Below are 14,474 nucleotides of genomic sequence, written 5' to 3' on the forward strand. Positions count from 1 at the left end.
AAGATCGTCATCCTGGTCGCGTTGATGGGCGCATTGCTGCTGGGCATGCACGTCACCGCGAGCCCAGCCTCGGACGGCTAGCATGCCGCTCATCAAGGGGAATCTGGAGCAGGCGGTCACGGTGACCATCCTGACCATGACGCTGAGCCTGATCTGGGGCGCGATCCTGACCCTCGTGATCACGCTTGTCGCGCGTGGGCTCGGGATCTAGCTCCTCCGCTCCGCCTCGATCAGCCGCGCCAATTCCGCCGCCGTGACCTCGATCGGCCGGCCGCTGCGCTCGACGCGGGCCTGGATCAGCGCGCCCTGGAGCGCCGAGGTGCAGAGCACGGCCAGCGCTTCGGCGCGAGGTCTGGCAAAGCCGTCCGCGAGCAGCTTGTCGCGCAGGATCGATAATCGCGCCGCATAGGCCTTGCGACCGGCATCGGACACGGCACGCTCGCGCGGTGCAAGCTCGAGCAGCACGGTCGTGATCGGGCAGCCATTGCGAAAGCCGGAGCCCTGCATCCAGCCTACCAGCAATCTGGCGTGCGCTCGCAACAGGTCGGCGGTCGTGCCGCACTCCTCCGCGAGCTTGGCGACCGTCGCCGCGACGCGGCGGCCCGCCTCCTCCACCGCCGCCACCGCGATCGAGGATTTCCCATCCGGAAAGTAATGGTAGAGCGAGCCCTTGGGCGCCCCGCTGACGTCGACGATGTCGTTCAGCCCGGTCCGGGCAAAACCCTGGCGGCGGAACAGCGTCACCGCGGCATTGATGATGGGCTGGCGGTGTTTCGGCACGGCCGGCATGGCGCTCTCCCGTCGCAAAAAATTATATTGATTGGTCTACATCAGCCTTCGACAGTCAAGCCGTAACGATGACAGGGAGCGGCAGATGACCAAGGGAGTGAGCTACCAGCTGAAAGACGGCGTCGCCCAGATCGGGCTCGACGACGGCAAGGTCAATGTGATGTCAACCGAGATGCTGGCGGCGATCGGCGCCGCCTTCGGTCGCGCCGAGACGGAAGCAGAGATCGTGGTGCTGCGCTCGGCGCGGCCCGGCATCTTCTCTGCCGGCTTCGACCTGAAGGTATTCGCGTCGGGCGATGCCGCCAACAGCCTCGAAATGGTCCGGGCCGGCGCCGAGCTTGCGCTGCGGCTAATGGCGTTTCCGCATCCGACCATCGGCGTGATGGAAGGCCACGCCTTTCCGATGGGAACGTTCCTGCTGCTCGCCTGCGACGTCAGGCTGGGCGCGCGCGGGCCGCATCGCATGGGGCTGAACGAGGTCGCGATCGGCATCGCGCCGCCGAGCTTTGCCATCGAGCTCGCGCGCAGTCGCCTGCATCCGGCCTGGCTCAGCCGCACCGCCACGCTCGGTGAAATGTACGAGCCCGAGGAGGCGCTGACCGCCGGCTTCCTCGATCGCGTGGTTGCACCGGAAGCCATCGAGGGCGCCCTTGCGGAGACCATCGCCGCGCTACGCGCCGTCCACAAGCCATCACATGCAACCGCGAAGCAACGCCTGCGTCAGCCCGCGATGGATGCGATGCGCAGGGCGATCGACCGTGAATTGACCATGGCTGCCTACGCGGCGAGCAACCGGGCCCGCAGCGCGGTGGCGATGCCCGGTTGAGGCCATCCGTCTCGCGGAAAAGGCTTGAACGAAAAGCTTTGGGCGAAGAACCTGGCCGATCTGGCGCAATTTCGCCGAACCGTGTAGAGCGGTTTCATGAGCACCAGCCACGTCAACGTCGTCGCCCACCCCCTGGTCCAGCACAAGCTCTCGCTGATGCGGGAGAAGGACCGCTCGACCAAGAGCTTTCGCGAAATCCTGAACGAGATCGGGATGCTGCTGGGCTACGAGGTGACGCGCGACCTGCCGCTGGAGCTGGTCGAGATCGAGACGCCGATCGCGGCGATGCAGGCGCCCAAGATCGCCGGCAAGAAGCTCACGCTGGCGCCGATCCTGCGCGCCGGCGTCGGCTTCCTCGACGGCATGCTCGCTTTGATGCCTTCGGCGCGCATCGCCCATATCGGGCTCTACCGCGACCCCGAGACATTGCAGGCCGTGGAATATTACTTCAAGGCGCCGCAGGACCTGTCCGACCGCACCGTGATCCTGATGGACCCGATGCTGGCGACCGGCAACTCGGCCTGCGCCGGCGCCTCCCTGCTCAAGGCTCGCGGCGCCCGCGACATCCGCTTCGTGTGCCTTCTGGCCGCGCCCGAGGGCATTGCGCAGTTCCAGGGCGAGCACCCCGACGTGCCGATCTGGACCGCCGCGATCGACGAGCGACTGAACGACCACGGCTACATCGTGCCAGGCCTGGGCGATGCCGGCGACCGGATGTTCGGCACCAAGTAGACAGGTCCGCACGATCGGGTTAGTTCGGTTGCCATGAATGCCAACGCGTTTTCACTGCAATCGCTGATCCGGTCAGAGCCCGCCGCCGATCCCGCCTTCGTATTCGACGGCACGCCGGTGTCACGCGCGGAATTCGCAGCCAAGATAGAGCAGACCGCGGCCTGGCTGGCGGCGCAAGGCATCGGCAAGGGCGACGTGGTCGCCGTCTGGCTGATCAACCGGATCGAGTGGCTTGCGCTGCTGTTCGCCGCCGCAAGGCGTGGCGCGATCGTGGCGGCCGTCAATACGCGCTATCGCAGTGCGGAAGTCGCGCATCTGCTTCAGCTGTCGGGCGCCAAGCTGATGGTACTCGAGGCCGCGTTCCGCTCTATCGATTTTGCCGCGATCCTCGCCGACCTCGCCAAGGACGAAGTCCCCGCGCTGCAGAAGCTGGCAGTGGTCGGAGCCGAAGCGATTCCGGCGCAATGGCCCTGCGTGGGCTTCGATGCCTTCGACAGGTCGTATCCACCCACTCGCCCTGCCCAGGACGACATCGACCTGCCGGTGCTGCTCTACACCACATCGGGCACGACCAAGGGGCCGAAGCTCGTCGCGCATTCGCAGCGGACGCTGGCGAGCCACGCCGCCTCCGTCGCCAAGGCGCTTCGGCTCGATCCGCAGCGTCATTCGCTGCTGGCCATGCTGCCGTTCTGCGGCACGTTTGGCATGACGAGCCTGCTCGGCTTCGTGGCAGCCGGTGCAGCCATCCACGTGCTCGACGCCTTCGAGGCGACAGCGGCGCTGAAGATCCTCGACCAGCACAGGATCACGCACTCGTTCGGCTCGGACGAGATGTTCCGCCGCATCCTCGCCCTCACCGATGCGCCCCGGCCGTTTCCGCATCTCGAACTCTGCGGCTACGCAGCGTTTCAGCCCGGATGGCGCGAGCTGGCCGCGGAGGCCGAAGCGCGCGGCCTGCCGCTGTTCGGCCTCTACGGCTCGAGCGAGGTCCAGGCCCTGTTCGCGATCGCTCGCGCCAGTGACGCCTTTTCCGATCGCATCGAAGGCGGCGGCTGGCCGATGTCGCCCGACGCAAGCGTGCGCGTACGCGACACCGAGACCGGCGAGCTCGCGGCTCCCGGCGTCTCCGGCGAGATCGAGATCAGTGCGCCGTCACGCTTCCTCGGCTATTTCAACAATCCGGATGCGACGCGCGATGCGATCACCGCGGACGGGTTCTTCCGCACCGGCGACCTCGGTCGTCTGCGCGGCGACGGCTCCTTCGTCTACGAGACCCGAGCAGGCGATGCGATGCGGCTCGGCGGCTTCCTCGTCGGGCCCGGCGAGATCGAGGACGAGCTCAAATCACATGGCGGCGTGGCTGACGCCCAGGTGGTTGCAGTCGACTTGAAGGGCCAGGCGCGCTGTGTCGCCTTCGTCATCCCGACAGCGGAGCCGCCGAACCAGGAGACGCTGGTCTCGCATTTGCGGGAGCGGCTCGCCGGCTACAAGGTGCCGGCCCGGATCTATCTCGTGGACGCCTTTCCCGTCACCGACAGCGCCAACGGCGTGAAGATCCAGCGCGCCAGGCTGCGCGCCATGGCAATGGAGCGCATCGCGGCCGAATAGCCCGTCCTATTTCAGATAGCTCGCAAGGTTCAGACTCAGGATCTTGCCAAGCGCCGAATAGGACGCAGTCAGTTGCGACTCGTAGGTCGAGAGCTCCGCCGTGATGGCGGCGACGTCGACGCTGGTGAGGTCGCTCGATAACGTCTCGGCATAGCTCTTGTAGTCGCTCTGGCGGGCGCTGGCCGTCTCGATCGAGGACGCCGCGCTGGAAAGCTTCGCCTGCACGGCTGCCGTGTCGTCGAGCGCAGTGCCGGCAAGATCGAGCGCGCTGGAGATGTCCGCGGATGAGAGCGAGGTGCTGTTGGCCACGAATTTCAGCACACGCATCACCTCCTCGAACGCCGAATTGTCGGCGGTGACACCATAGGAGACGGTTTCACCGGCACCGACACGCACCGAGGCGATCTCGTCGTCGCCAGCGTAGTAGCTGCTGTCCGCCGTGGTGAGGGACCCCGTCCCCGACGAGAAGCTCGTGAGATCGACCGGGGCCGTGTCCGTCTTGCCGCCGGCAAAGACATATTGGCCGTCATATTGGGTGTTCATGATCGACCCCATCTCCTCCAGCATCTGCTGGGCGGAGCTGATCACCGAGGTCGTCTCGGTCGAGCTTCCGGTCGAGGCGGCGCTGAGCTGGGAGCGAAGTTGAGTGATGATGTCGGTCATGGAGCCGATCGCCGAATACATCACCTGCACCTTGCTGTCGGCGAGCGTCGCGGCGTCGATATAGGACTGCGCGCGCGTCACCGAGACCTGGAGGTTGACGACGTGCTGGGCGTCCGAGCCGTAGCCGCCGAGATCGCTCGAGATGATGCCCGACGATTCCTGGACCTGCTTCTCGGCCATCACCGCCTGCACGCGCAGCGCGTCGGAGATCATCTTGCTCGACTGCGCGAAGGTCGCGACCCGCATCGCCACCATGCCCCACTGCCTCCTATGTCGACTGCACGGCGGAGAGCAGCGACGAATACATCGAGTTGATGGCCTGGATCAGCGCGGAAGCTGCCGAATATTTGTTCTGGAGCGTGCTGAGCTTCGCCGATTCCTCGTCCAGGTTGACGCCCGACTGCGACGACAGCGAGTTCGCATAGGTCGACTGCGCGGTCTCCTTGGCGGTGTAGTTGGTGGAGGCCTGCGACGACTTGCTCGCGACGTCGGAGACGACGGCCGAGGCGTAATCGGCGAGGGAGCCGGTGGTGGCGGCGAGCCCGCCGGTGGAGGAAAATGTCCGGGACTCCGTCAAGGCATCGTAGAAGGCATTGACGACGGTGGCAGACCCCGACGACAGCACCGAACCGCCGACCGTCAGGCTCGAGGAGGAGTCCAGTGTCGCGAGCTGAAGCTCGTTGGTCCCGGACAGGATTTTGCTGTTGACCGCGATATCCGAAGCGCTCGTTCCAGTTACCAAGTCGTTGAGACCGAAATACTCCGAAAACCCTTCGCCGGAGCTTCCCACCGAGCTCGTCATCTCGTTGATGGCGACGCCATTGCCGGAGCCGGTCGCCGTGATCGAGAGATGACCGTCCGAATCGACCGACGCGGAGAGTCCGGAGATGCCGTTGATCGCGGTGACGAGATCGCCGACCGTGGCATAGGACGACAGGTCGAGATCACCGTAGGAGACCAGATTGCCGCTCTGGTCGGTGGCGGCGATGCGCACCGTGCCGGTGGCGGAGAGCGCCGTGCTACTGGTGACGGCAGTCGTACCGGTCAGGCTGGTGGGCGCCGGCACCGAAGAGGCGCCGTTCGAGACGCTGTTCATGGCCGAGGCGAGCTGCTGTGCGAGCTGGTCGAGCTGGGACTGCGCCGCCGGCAGGGTCTTGTCGCGGAGCGTGACGAGCGCGCCGATGTCGCCGCCCGATATCTGGGAGGTGATATCGACGCCGTTCACCGTGATCGCGCTGAAGCCGCTCGACGACGAGCCGGCGGTGTAAGTCGTCGACGCCGTCACGTTGGCCGCGGCGGTATAGCTGATCGCGTGCGCCGAACTGTCGACCAGCGCCTGGCCGGACGTGGTATAGATCTGGAGATCGCCGTTCGACGCCGTGAAATAGCTGATGTTCATCTTGGAGGCGACGTCCTGGAGCGCGGTGTTGCGCTGGTCCTCCAGGTCCGCGGTCGACTGGCCGGCCGCCGCCGTCTGCTTGATCGCAGCGTTGAGATCCGCGATCTGCTCCAGATCCCCATTCACTTCGTCGATGGAGGACGAGATGTCCTGGTCGGCGTCGGAGCGCAGCTTCTGGATGCCGCTCGATGTCTCCCGCAACTGGCTCGCGACGTCGTCGAGCGCGCTGATGACGTTGGATTGCAGCGAGGCGCTGCTCGGCGTGCTCGCCAGCGACGATAGCGCCGATTCCAGCGAGGCGATGCTGTTCGCAAGCGAGGTTCCCGTGGAGCTGTCGCCACTGCTGCTGGTCGAGCCGTAGAGCTTTTCGAGCGAGGTCAGATAGGTGTTGGTCGTATCGGCCGATCCGAGGTCGGAGGTTGCCCCGACCAGCGACTTCAACAGCAGCTTGTCGACCGTCGAGGTGATGCCGGTCACGGTGACGCCGGTGCCGACACCGTTGGTGACGCTGCTCGACTGGCTGGCGGTCTTCGCGGTGTAGCCCGTCGTGTCGGCGTTCGAGATGTTCGACGACGTCACGCTGATCTGCACCGACGTGGCCGACAGCCCGCTGAAGGCGATCGATCGTGCGATATTGAGTGACACGGCGGGATCCTCGACTCGTCAGGCGCTGCGGCTGGTGCCGCTGGAGACGGGGCGCGCCGCGACCCGGCCGGAGGCGCCATAGGGCGACACCGCCGCGATCTGCTCGCGGATCGCCTGCATGACGGCCTCGATCCGGCGGTTGCTGGCCTCGATCGCCGCGCGCAGGCGCACCAGGTTCTCGTCCATCGCCGCGCGCAGCTTCAGGATCCGCTCCATCAGCTGCTCGCGCAGGATCCGGTCCGGGACGTTCAGGCTGGTCGTACCCGCCGCGCACTCGGCAACGGTCCGTTCGAACATCTCCGCCAGGCGGTTCTTCTCGTCGACCTGCTTCAGGCGCGAGGCCGGCAGGCCCTTGGCGAGCTCCACATTCTCCTCGGCGACCAGCGCGGTCAGAACGTCGATGAGCGCGATCAGCGACTTGATCCGCGTGTCGCCGTGTGCAGCGCTCGTTCTCGTGGCTTTGGCTACAGTCATGGTCATCGCCTTCTTCTAGTTAGTCCGTCTGCCGCGGCTTACCTGCGCGTTACGCAGGTAAGCCCCGATCGCGCTCTTCCTGACGGTCGCTTGCCTCATCTCGCTCTCGATCTCCGCGCACTCCCGCAACAGGCCGCGGCGGGCCGTCTCGACCTCGTCGATCAGTGCGAGCAATTGCCTGCGGTCGCGGCCCCTGACGGTCGTGGCCCGCGCCACCAGCCGTTGCAGCCGACGCAGCAACCCCTCTCCGGCATCCCTGGACTCCTCACTGCGCACCACTCACCTCATCGCCGAGATCAGGGTGTCGTACATCTTGTTGACGGTCGAGATGACCTGGGACGCCGCTGAATAGGCCTGCTGCGCCGAGATCATGCTGGAGAACTGGCTGCTGGTGTCGGTGGTCGAGGACTCCAGTTCGCTGCCGAAGATGGTGCCCGCGCCGTTCTCGCCGGAGGCCTGCAACGCGGCATTGCCCGACGTCACGGTCGCCGAATAGATCCCGTCGCTGGAAGCGGCGAGCCCGTTGGGAGCGGCGAAGGTTGCCACGGCGATCTTGTAGATCGCGATGGTCTGGCCGTTGGAATAGGTGGCGTTGACCACGCCGTTATCGCCGATCGCGATGCTGGACAGCTTGCCGTAGGACAGGCCGTCGGAATCGATGCTGGTGACGTTGACGGACGGCGTGGTCTCGCCGGAGGCATATTGCGTGAGGCCATCGGTCTTGCCGGCGGTGCCGAGATCCATGGTGATGGTGCTGTCGGCCGCGCCATCGGTCCAGCCTGTGATCGAGACCGTCGCCGGGTCCGGGCTGGTACTGGCGAGCGAGCCGTCGCTGTTGAAAGTGATGTCGATCGTGCCGGAAGCCGTGCCCGTCGCGGTGGTGGTATCCGAGGTTGAGGTCGGGTTGGCGAAGCTTGCACTCCAGCTGTTGGTGCCGGTCTTGGACCAGGTGATCTGCATCGAGTTCGCGGCGCCGAGCGAATCGTAGACCGTCATCGAGCTGGTATAGGTATCGCCGGTGGCCGCATCCGACGGCAAGTTGGCCGCGATCGTGGTCTTGGTCGTGGCGCTGCCGCTGGTCGAGGCGACCTGGGTATTGATCGGTTCGAGATTGCTCGCCGACTCGCTGCCGACGACATTGCCGTCGGCGTCGGTGCGCCATCCCTCGAGATAGTAGCCGTTGTTCTGGAGATAGCCGGCATTGTCGGTGGTGAAGGCACCGTTGCGGGTGTAGGCGACGGTGCCGCCCGACGTGGCATTGGTCACCACGAAAAACCCGGAGCCCTGGATCGCGACGTCGGTGGCGTTGGAGGTCGCAGCCAGCAGGCCCTGCTGGGTGATGTTGGCGCGGCCCGAGACGGTGACGCCGCCCGAGGCGTAAGAGGTCGTGTTGCTCGACGCCGTCACGAGCGCATCAAACATCCCGGACGTCGTCTTGTAGGCGGTCGTATCGGAATTGGCGATGTTGTCGCTGATCATCGACAGGGACTGGCTCTGCGCACTGAGCGCCGAGATCGCCGAGGATAATGCGCCGCTGAGACTCATGATAAAACTCCGGAAGCAATCAGGATGTGACGCCGATGATGTTGGCGGCGCTGACGGAAACGCCGTTCACGGTCAGCGAGGGTGTCGAGGTCGAGGTGTCGATGCCGGTCACCGTGCCGGTGACGGTCGTGTAGTTGAGGACCGAATTGCCGGAGGAATTCGTCGCGGTCACCGAGATCGTATACTGACCGCCGTCGGAGAGCTGGTTGCCGCTGGAGTCCTTGCCGTCCCAGGTGAAACTGTTGGAGCCGGAATTGCCGGTCCCGGTCCCCGTGTAGACGACGTTGCCGGAGGAATCCGAGATGCTGATCGAGACGTCGGATGCGGTCGAGGACAGCGAGTAGCCGAACGTCGCCGAGCCGTTGCTCAGCGTCGAGGTATCCGTCTTCGCCTCGACGGTGTGGCCGATGTAGTTCACCGAATTCAGCGTCACGAGGCTGGAGAACGAGCTCGCGAGCGAAGTAAGGTTGGAGTTGATCGACTGCTGGGAGGTGAAATTCGCGTAGGAGGTGAGCTGATTGACGAGGTCGGTGGTCGAGGTCGCATCCAGCGGATTCTGGTTCTGGAGCTCGCTGACGAGCAGGCTCAGGAAATCGCTGGACGTCAGCGTCGAATTGGACGACGTGCTCGACGACGACGTCGTCGTGGTCGCAGTCGTCGCAGAGCTCGTTGCAGAAACGGTCATCAGAAACTCCGGCTTTCGCGCGCTGCCTGCGACCAGGTGTCGGTCGGCGGCGCTTGAAATCTGTGTGCTGATGAAACGGGTGGGCGCGCGGATTCAGGCGGGGATTCACGCGCGCGAAAGTGGCATTCGACACGGCAAAATCTGCCGTGTGCGTGCGCGTCAGAAGAGCGATGTCAGGCTAGTCTGTTGCCAGGAAGCTGCCCCGCTCTCCGCGCTCGCGACAAAGCAATCGCATGCGAGATGATGTCGGGGGCGCTGACGTTTCCGCAACGCCGCGGCTGGGCTTGACCTGGCCATCCACGACCTTCCGAGTGGGTTACGTGGATGCCCGGGACAAGTCCGGGCATGACGACCTCTCGCGATCTGCAGCAGCTGCCGCAACTGCAGAGAGGCGAAAACAGGAGGCTGCGGCAGGCGCCGTTCAGCTCTCCGCCGTCTCTCCCTCGGTGCGCGGCTCGGCAGTGTCGCCCTTCATTTTCGCAGCGGCAGCAACGATGCGGTCGGCTAGCCCTTTGGGGGCACGGACCGGTGGAGCTGCAAGCGCGAAGCGCAAGGCGCGCGCCTCTTCCAACAGGGCTTGCGCAGCGGACGAGTGCGCCAGCAGCTCTTCGGCGGGCAAGCGGCGATCGTCGGGCCAGAGGGACAGATCCTCGCCCAGCCGGTCGATCAGTTCCTCAAACTCGGTGACGTCCATCGCCCGCCGGTCCCGCCTTGTTAAGGCCGTCATAAAGCATTGCGAACGAGGCGGAAACCGGATTTCGGCGGCTTTGGGCACCAAAAGCGCCCGCAGCACTACGGAAAGCAGTCGAAACGGCAGGCTGCCCTTCCCTTCAATGCGAAAGAAGGGGCCTCTTCAGCCCGAGCGGGCCGAATCGGCCGCGCCGGCCTTGCTGCTCCGCAACGTCGCATCGACGGACTCCCAGGCCTCCCGCAGTTCGGTCAGTCCGGCGATGATCCGCCGAAAACTCTCCCGGGCATGCGGCCGGCCGTAAGCCTTGAGGCTCGCCAGGATCAGGGCGTTGTAGGTCTGGAACATCCGTTCCGCCACAGCCCCGCCTCTGGTAAAATCGAGATTGTGGCTCAGCCCGCGCAGGATCGCGGTCGCCTTCATCAGGTGCTCGTGTCCCTCCTCGAAGCGCCGCCCCTCCTGGGCATTCAACGACTTCTGGAGAAAGGTGATCGCGCCACCCAGCAGCATCGACACCGCCTTGAGCGGCGGCACGCTGGTTGCCGCTCCCCGATAGGCCTGATTGGCCATGTACGCCATCGGATTGTTCATCGTCAGTTACTCGAGCTGGAATTGAGCAGGGCCTTGAGATAGTTGAGCGTGCTGTTGGCGCTCTCGATCGCCGCCTGGTACTTCGCGTATTGCGTCTCGAGCTGCGACTGCAGGGTCGACGCTGCGCTGTTGATGTCGTCAACCTTCTGTTGAAGCTCATCGTCGCGGGTCGTCAGGCTGGTAATCTGCGTTTGCAGCACGCCGGTCGAGGATGAGTAGTCCTTTGCGAGCCGATAGAGCTGTGTCGCGATGCCCGAGGTCGACGTCACCGTGATCGACTGCGAGGTCGAGCCGCTATAGGTGAAGGCCATGCCGGCATAGATCGAGCCGGAAGCGCCGATGATCGTGGTGCCGCTGACCGTGAACAGCGACGAGTCCCCGCCGACCGACGCCGAGGTGAGGTTGCCGTCGGAATCGACGGCCAGATCCAGGGTGAAGGATTGCGGCGACGTTCCGGTGTTGACGACACTGAGTTGGCTCGACGAGGTCGTTGTCTGTGCCGACAACAGCTTGGTCACGCCGCTCAGGTTCGTGCTCAGGATGTCCGACAGCGTGCTGGTGTCCAGTTCGAGTTCATTGCTCTCGTTGAAGGACAGGCCGAGATCGGCCATGGTCAGGCCGCCCACGGTCGAGTTCAATGCGTTCTGCAGCGCGTCCATGATGTTGCGCATGGTGCCATCGCCGAACAGCACCGCGCTCGAATCCGCGGTGCCGTCTGTCGAGGTCGCCTGCTGGGCAATCACCTCGTCGCGAAATGCGTTGTAGTTGGTGACGAACGTCTCCAGCGTCGATTGGATCTGGCTGGTATCGGTCTCGATGCTGATATTCAGCGTCGTTCCGTCCGGCGTGCTCTGGAGCAGGCTGAAGGTGACCCCGCTCAGGACGTCCGAGATATCGTTGGTGTCGCGGGTCATCGCGATGCCGTCGAGCGTGAATTCGGCGGCCTGCGCCTCCTGAAGCACGTCGGTAAAGCTCCCCGAGCTGTCGGTGACACCGAGCTCGTTCAGGATATCGTCGCCGGACGTGCTCGAATAAGTGATGTCGGCGGCATCCTCCGTGCCCGTCAGCACCATCTGGAACGACGTGCTGGAAACCTGCACGATCGAGGCCTGGACGTTGGTGGTCGAGGTCTGGGCATTGATGGCATCGACGACGTCCTGAAGCGACATCGTGCTGGTGATGGTGATATCGGACGTAGCACCGCCCTCCAGACCGATGGAAAACGTGCCGGAATATCCGAGTTCGTCGGTCTGACTGGATTGCGAGGCGCCGGAAACCTTTTGAGCGGCGGCCAGCTGACTGATCGTGAGCGTGTGGTCGCCGGTCGCGGCCGCGCTCTTGAGCGTCATGGAGAGCGCCGACGAGGCGCTCACGTCGCCGGTGGAACTGATGCTCGCCGCGCGCGCCGCAAAGGCACTGGTGGACAGAGAGTTGACTACGGCGGTCGAAAGCGAGGCCAGCCCCGACGATAACGTCTTCAGATCGGTCTGGAGCGTTTGATAGGCCGAGATCTTCGCTTCGTTGTTCGTAATCGTGGTCGAGATCGTGTCCGCCTGCGCGGTCTTCGCGTCGACGGCGGATTGGATCAGCGCCGTCCAATCGATGCTGCTCGAATTGGTGGTTCCGCTCGTCGTGACCGACACGCCCGAGGAAGTCGTGCTTGTGCTGCTGGTGCTCGAACTGACGCTGGCCACTTGCTTGTCCCCGACAGAGAGGATCGGGCCGGCATCATGCCGGCCCGATCAGTTGATCATCAGCTCAGCAGCTTGAGGAGGTACTGCGGCATCTGATTGGCGGCAGCGAGCGCCGACACGGCCGCCTGGGTCTTCACCTCGGCTGAAGACAGCTTGGACTGCTCGGCCGCGATATCCACGTCCTTGATCGCAGAGTTTGCCGACTGGAGGTTCTGCGTCTGGGTCGAAATCGAATCGGACGAGAAGTTGAAGCGCGATTCCTGGGCGCCGATCGAGGCGCGCGCAGCGGAGACCGTGTCGATCGCGGTATCGAGGGCGTCGAGGGCAGACGTTGCCCCGGACTGGGTGCTGACGTCGAGCGAGGTGACGGCGAGCGAGGACGCCGTGAGGCTGGTCAGCGTGATGTTGATGGTGTCGGAGCCGTCCGAGCCGACCAGCACGGACACGCCGGACGAGAACACGCTGGATCCGTCGAGCAGGCTCTGGCTGGAGTAGCGGGTGCCGGTCGCGATCGAATCGATTTCGGAATTGAGCTGGGAGAATTCCGACTGGATGTAGGCGCGGCTGGAATCGGTCGTGGTGCCCGAGGCGGACTCGGAGGCCAGCGATTTCATGCGCGCGAGAATGTCGGAGATGTTCGAGGCGCCGCCGTCGGCGGTCTGGAGGATCGCGGTGGCCTGCGAAGCGTTGGTCGCAGCCTGCTGCAGCGTGGTCACGTCCGAGGAGATGCGCGTGGAGATCGCAAGACCCGCGGCGTCGTCGGATGCCGAAGTGATGCGCGAGCCGCTCGACAGCTTCGAGAGCGAGCTGCTCTCCTGCGCCGAGTTGACGTTGAGGTAGCGGACCGCGGCATTGGCGGCGGTGTTGGTGTTGATTGCGGGCATTGGTAGCTCCTGTGCTGATGGGCAAGCGTGCCGCATCGTGAAGATCGACTTACGACGACGCGGACCGCAGCCCCGTCCGTTCGCTCAAACGGCGGAGCGCAAGCAGATCAGGCGCGAAAATTTTCGCAGAGCCAATTTTATGGTTAGCAATCGGTAAACGCGGTGCGGATGTCGCGTTCGTGCTTGCGCAGCAATTGACGCAGCTGCTGGCGTCCGCGCTTGAGCAGCGACTCGACGGCAGCCACCGTCGTGTCCATCACCTGGGCGATCTCGCCGTTGCTCATGTTCTCGTGGTACGAGAAGATCACCGCGATGCGCTGCTGCTCGGGCAGGCGCTGCATCGCGATCTCCAGCATGCCGTTCAGCTCGTTGCGCTCGATGATCTCCACCGCGCCGGGCTGGCTGTCGGCGACCTCAGGCACGGTCTCGACGTTCTCGGTCCGCGGCTTGCGGCGCAGATCGATGCAGCGGTTGGAGATGACGCGGTAGAGCCAGGTGGAGAACTTGGCGCGGCCGTGCTGCCAGCGCCCGCGATGACTCCAGATCTTGAGCATGGTGTCCTGAACCACGTCCTCGGCGTCCGCCGCGTTGCCGACGATGCGCAGCGCGATCGCATAGGCGCGATCGATGTGACGCTCGACCAATGTGCGGAAGGCGGCTTCGTCTCCGGTCGCGAGCTTGTCGAGAAGCTCGCTGTCCTCGTCGTAGACGACGTCGGCCATCTCAGGCGTGCTGTCCGGCGCGAGCGGCACCGAGGGCGTCACCGGCACGATCGCGTCGACCGGCGCGATGGCCGTCATCTCGGCCTCGGCGGGAGCCCAGACATCAGCAGCGTAACTCATCCCGCAACCTCCAACCTGCAATGCCGGTCGCGCACATGCCACACGGCTTCCAGGCGTTGAACGCAGGGGCCAAACAATCCAGGCGAGGAATTTTTGTTATTTTTCAAGATGTTAGCCGGTATCTTTTGCCGAGCATCGGGCAATAATTGCCGACCGCCCGATCATCTCGCGCATCAAGTCTGCAATCATCACATCGTCTCGCGCCATGGCGGATCATCCATCCTGAAGAGATGCATGCGGGAGAAAACGCTGACATTACGCGGCACTAGGCGATCAAACGCGACGCGCGCGCAGCGCATCAGGAAGCGATTGTTTCCGAGTGTGAATGAACGCGAGACGGCTTTCGCACTCGGCAATTTTTTCCGAATCACCTTTTTCGAACCTAGCGATTTTTTTGAATCTGTCAGTC

At 64.5% G+C, this 14,474-nt stretch carries 16 protein-coding genes; 4 read left to right on the forward strand and 12 right to left on the reverse strand.

Annotated elements, in window-relative coordinates; translation table 11 throughout:
• Window positions 1-82 precede the first annotated feature (82 nt).
• A complete protein-coding gene (locus UNPF46_RS38505; protein ID WP_283811650.1) occupies window positions 83-211 on the forward strand; it encodes a hypothetical protein in 129 nt (42 codons plus the stop codon).
• Here the strand turns inward: UNPF46_RS38505 and UNPF46_RS03120 are convergent.
• Window positions 208-789, reverse strand: a complete 582-nt coding sequence (locus tag UNPF46_RS03120) for a TetR/AcrR family transcriptional regulator (protein WP_142248995.1) — start codon at window positions 787-789, stop codon at window positions 208-210. The two genes, UNPF46_RS38505 and UNPF46_RS03120, sit on opposite strands and share 4 nt — an antisense overlap.
• A gap of 85 nt (window positions 790-874) precedes the next feature.
• On the opposite strand from UNPF46_RS03120, the gene UNPF46_RS03125 reads away from it, so the two are divergent.
• The 3 genes from UNPF46_RS03125 (at window position 875) to UNPF46_RS03135 (ending at window position 3,955) form a co-directional block, all read left to right on the forward strand.
• Window positions 875-1,615 carry a crotonase/enoyl-CoA hydratase family protein gene (locus tag UNPF46_RS03125; RefSeq protein WP_142248996.1) on the forward strand — a complete coding sequence of 247 codons (741 nt, stop codon included), beginning with the start codon at window positions 875-877 and terminating at the stop codon, window positions 1,613-1,615.
• Window positions 1,616-1,711: 96 nt separating this feature from the next.
• Entirely contained in the window at window positions 1,712-2,347 is a 636-nt protein-coding gene (upp, locus tag UNPF46_RS03130) for a uracil phosphoribosyltransferase (RefSeq protein WP_142248997.1), read from the forward strand.
• Window positions 2,348-2,380: 33 nt separating this feature from the next.
• Window positions 2,381-3,955: an AMP-binding protein gene (locus UNPF46_RS03135; RefSeq protein WP_142248998.1), complete on the forward strand. Its 1,575-nt coding sequence runs from the start codon at window positions 2,381-2,383 to the stop codon at window positions 3,953-3,955.
• Between the two features lie 6 nt (window positions 3,956-3,961).
• Here UNPF46_RS03135 and UNPF46_RS03140 read toward each other — a convergent pair whose 3' ends face one another.
• The 11 genes from UNPF46_RS03140 to UNPF46_RS03190 all read right to left on the reverse strand — a co-directional run bounded on the left by UNPF46_RS03140 (window position 3,962) and on the right by UNPF46_RS03190 (window position 14,065).
• Complete coding sequence (locus UNPF46_RS03140; protein ID WP_181769742.1) at window positions 3,962-4,873, reverse strand: flagellin; 912 nt, start codon at window positions 4,871-4,873, stop codon at window positions 3,962-3,964.
• A gap of 13 nt (window positions 4,874-4,886) precedes the next feature.
• Window positions 4,887-6,662: a flagellar hook-associated protein FlgK gene (gene flgK / locus UNPF46_RS03145; protein ID WP_100178314.1), complete on the reverse strand. Its 1,776-nt coding sequence runs from the start codon at window positions 6,660-6,662 to the stop codon at window positions 4,887-4,889.
• Between the two features lie 18 nt (window positions 6,663-6,680).
• Entirely contained in the window at window positions 6,681-7,136 is a 456-nt protein-coding gene (locus UNPF46_RS03150) for a flagellar protein FlgN (protein ID WP_430649801.1), read from the reverse strand.
• 15 nt (window positions 7,137-7,151) lie between these two features.
• On the reverse strand, window positions 7,152-7,376 hold the full coding sequence (locus tag UNPF46_RS03155; RefSeq protein WP_502705478.1) for a hypothetical protein: 225 nt from the start codon (window positions 7,374-7,376) through the stop codon (window positions 7,152-7,154).
• Window positions 7,377-7,415: 39 nt separating this feature from the next.
• Entirely contained in the window at window positions 7,416-8,681 is a 1,266-nt protein-coding gene (flgE, locus tag UNPF46_RS03160; RefSeq protein WP_097660298.1) for a flagellar hook protein FlgE, read from the reverse strand.
• A 19-nt stretch (window positions 8,682-8,700) separates the two neighbouring features.
• Complete coding sequence (locus UNPF46_RS03165) at window positions 8,701-9,366, reverse strand: flagellar hook assembly protein FlgD (protein ID WP_100178311.1); 666 nt, start codon at window positions 9,364-9,366, stop codon at window positions 8,701-8,703.
• 421 nt (window positions 9,367-9,787) lie between these two features.
• Window positions 9,788-10,060, reverse strand: a complete 273-nt coding sequence (locus UNPF46_RS03170) for a hypothetical protein (RefSeq protein ID WP_142248999.1) — start codon at window positions 10,058-10,060, stop codon at window positions 9,788-9,790.
• A 159-nt stretch (window positions 10,061-10,219) separates the two neighbouring features.
• A complete protein-coding gene (locus UNPF46_RS03175) occupies window positions 10,220-10,645 on the reverse strand; it encodes a flagellar export chaperone FliS (protein ID WP_174719032.1) in 426 nt (141 codons plus the stop codon).
• A 2-nt stretch (window positions 10,646-10,647) separates the two neighbouring features.
• Window positions 10,648-12,339, reverse strand: a complete 1,692-nt coding sequence (fliD, locus tag UNPF46_RS03180) for a flagellar filament capping protein FliD (protein ID WP_142249000.1) — start codon at window positions 12,337-12,339, stop codon at window positions 10,648-10,650.
• 59 nt (window positions 12,340-12,398) lie between these two features.
• Window positions 12,399-13,223 carry a flagellin gene (locus UNPF46_RS03185; protein ID WP_100178308.1) on the reverse strand — a complete coding sequence of 275 codons (825 nt, stop codon included), beginning with the start codon at window positions 13,221-13,223 and terminating at the stop codon, window positions 12,399-12,401.
• Between the two features lie 143 nt (window positions 13,224-13,366).
• Window positions 13,367-14,065, reverse strand: coding sequence for an RNA polymerase sigma factor (locus UNPF46_RS03190; RefSeq protein WP_142249001.1), 699 nt, complete (start codon window positions 14,063-14,065; stop codon window positions 13,367-13,369).
• Window positions 14,066-14,474 lie beyond the last annotated feature (409 nt).

Source organism: Bradyrhizobium sp. UNPF46 (assembly GCF_006658625.1).
GTDB lineage: Bacteria > Pseudomonadota > Alphaproteobacteria > Rhizobiales > Xanthobacteraceae > Bradyrhizobium > Bradyrhizobium nitroreducens.

Coding starts and splice junctions, on each gene's coding strand:
- UNPF46_RS03170 (WP_142248999.1), bottom strand. CDS start 10,060: ATGGACGTCACCGAGTTTGAGGAACTGATCGACCGGCTGGGCGAGGAT.
- UNPF46_RS03120 (WP_142248995.1), bottom strand. CDS start 789: ATGCCGGCCGTGCCGAAACACCGCCAGCCCATCATCAATGCCGCGGTG.
- UNPF46_RS03175 (WP_174719032.1), bottom strand. CDS start 10,645: ATGAACAATCCGATGGCGTACATGGCCAATCAGGCCTATCGGGGAGCG.
- UNPF46_RS03140 (WP_181769742.1), bottom strand. CDS start 4,873: ATGGTGGCGATGCGGGTCGCGACCTTCGCGCAGTCGAGCAAGATGATC.
- UNPF46_RS03150 (WP_430649801.1), bottom strand. CDS start 7,136: ATGACTGTAGCCAAAGCCACGAGAACGAGCGCTGCACACGGCGACACG.
- UNPF46_RS03190 (WP_142249001.1), bottom strand. CDS start 14,065: ATGAGTTACGCTGCTGATGTCTGGGCTCCCGCCGAGGCCGAGATGACG.
- upp (WP_142248997.1), top strand. CDS start 1,712: ATGAGCACCAGCCACGTCAACGTCGTCGCCCACCCCCTGGTCCAGCAC.
- UNPF46_RS03135 (WP_142248998.1), top strand. CDS start 2,381: ATGAATGCCAACGCGTTTTCACTGCAATCGCTGATCCGGTCAGAGCCC.
- UNPF46_RS03165 (WP_100178311.1), bottom strand. CDS start 9,366: ATGACCGTTTCTGCAACGAGCTCTGCGACGACTGCGACCACGACGACG.
- UNPF46_RS03185 (WP_100178308.1), bottom strand. CDS start 13,223: ATGCCCGCAATCAACACCAACACCGCCGCCAATGCCGCGGTCCGCTAC.
- UNPF46_RS03125 (WP_142248996.1), top strand. CDS start 875: ATGACCAAGGGAGTGAGCTACCAGCTGAAAGACGGCGTCGCCCAGATC.
- UNPF46_RS38505 (WP_283811650.1), top strand. CDS start 83: ATGCCGCTCATCAAGGGGAATCTGGAGCAGGCGGTCACGGTGACCATC.
- flgE (WP_097660298.1), bottom strand. CDS start 8,681: ATGAGTCTCAGCGGCGCATTATCCTCGGCGATCTCGGCGCTCAGTGCG.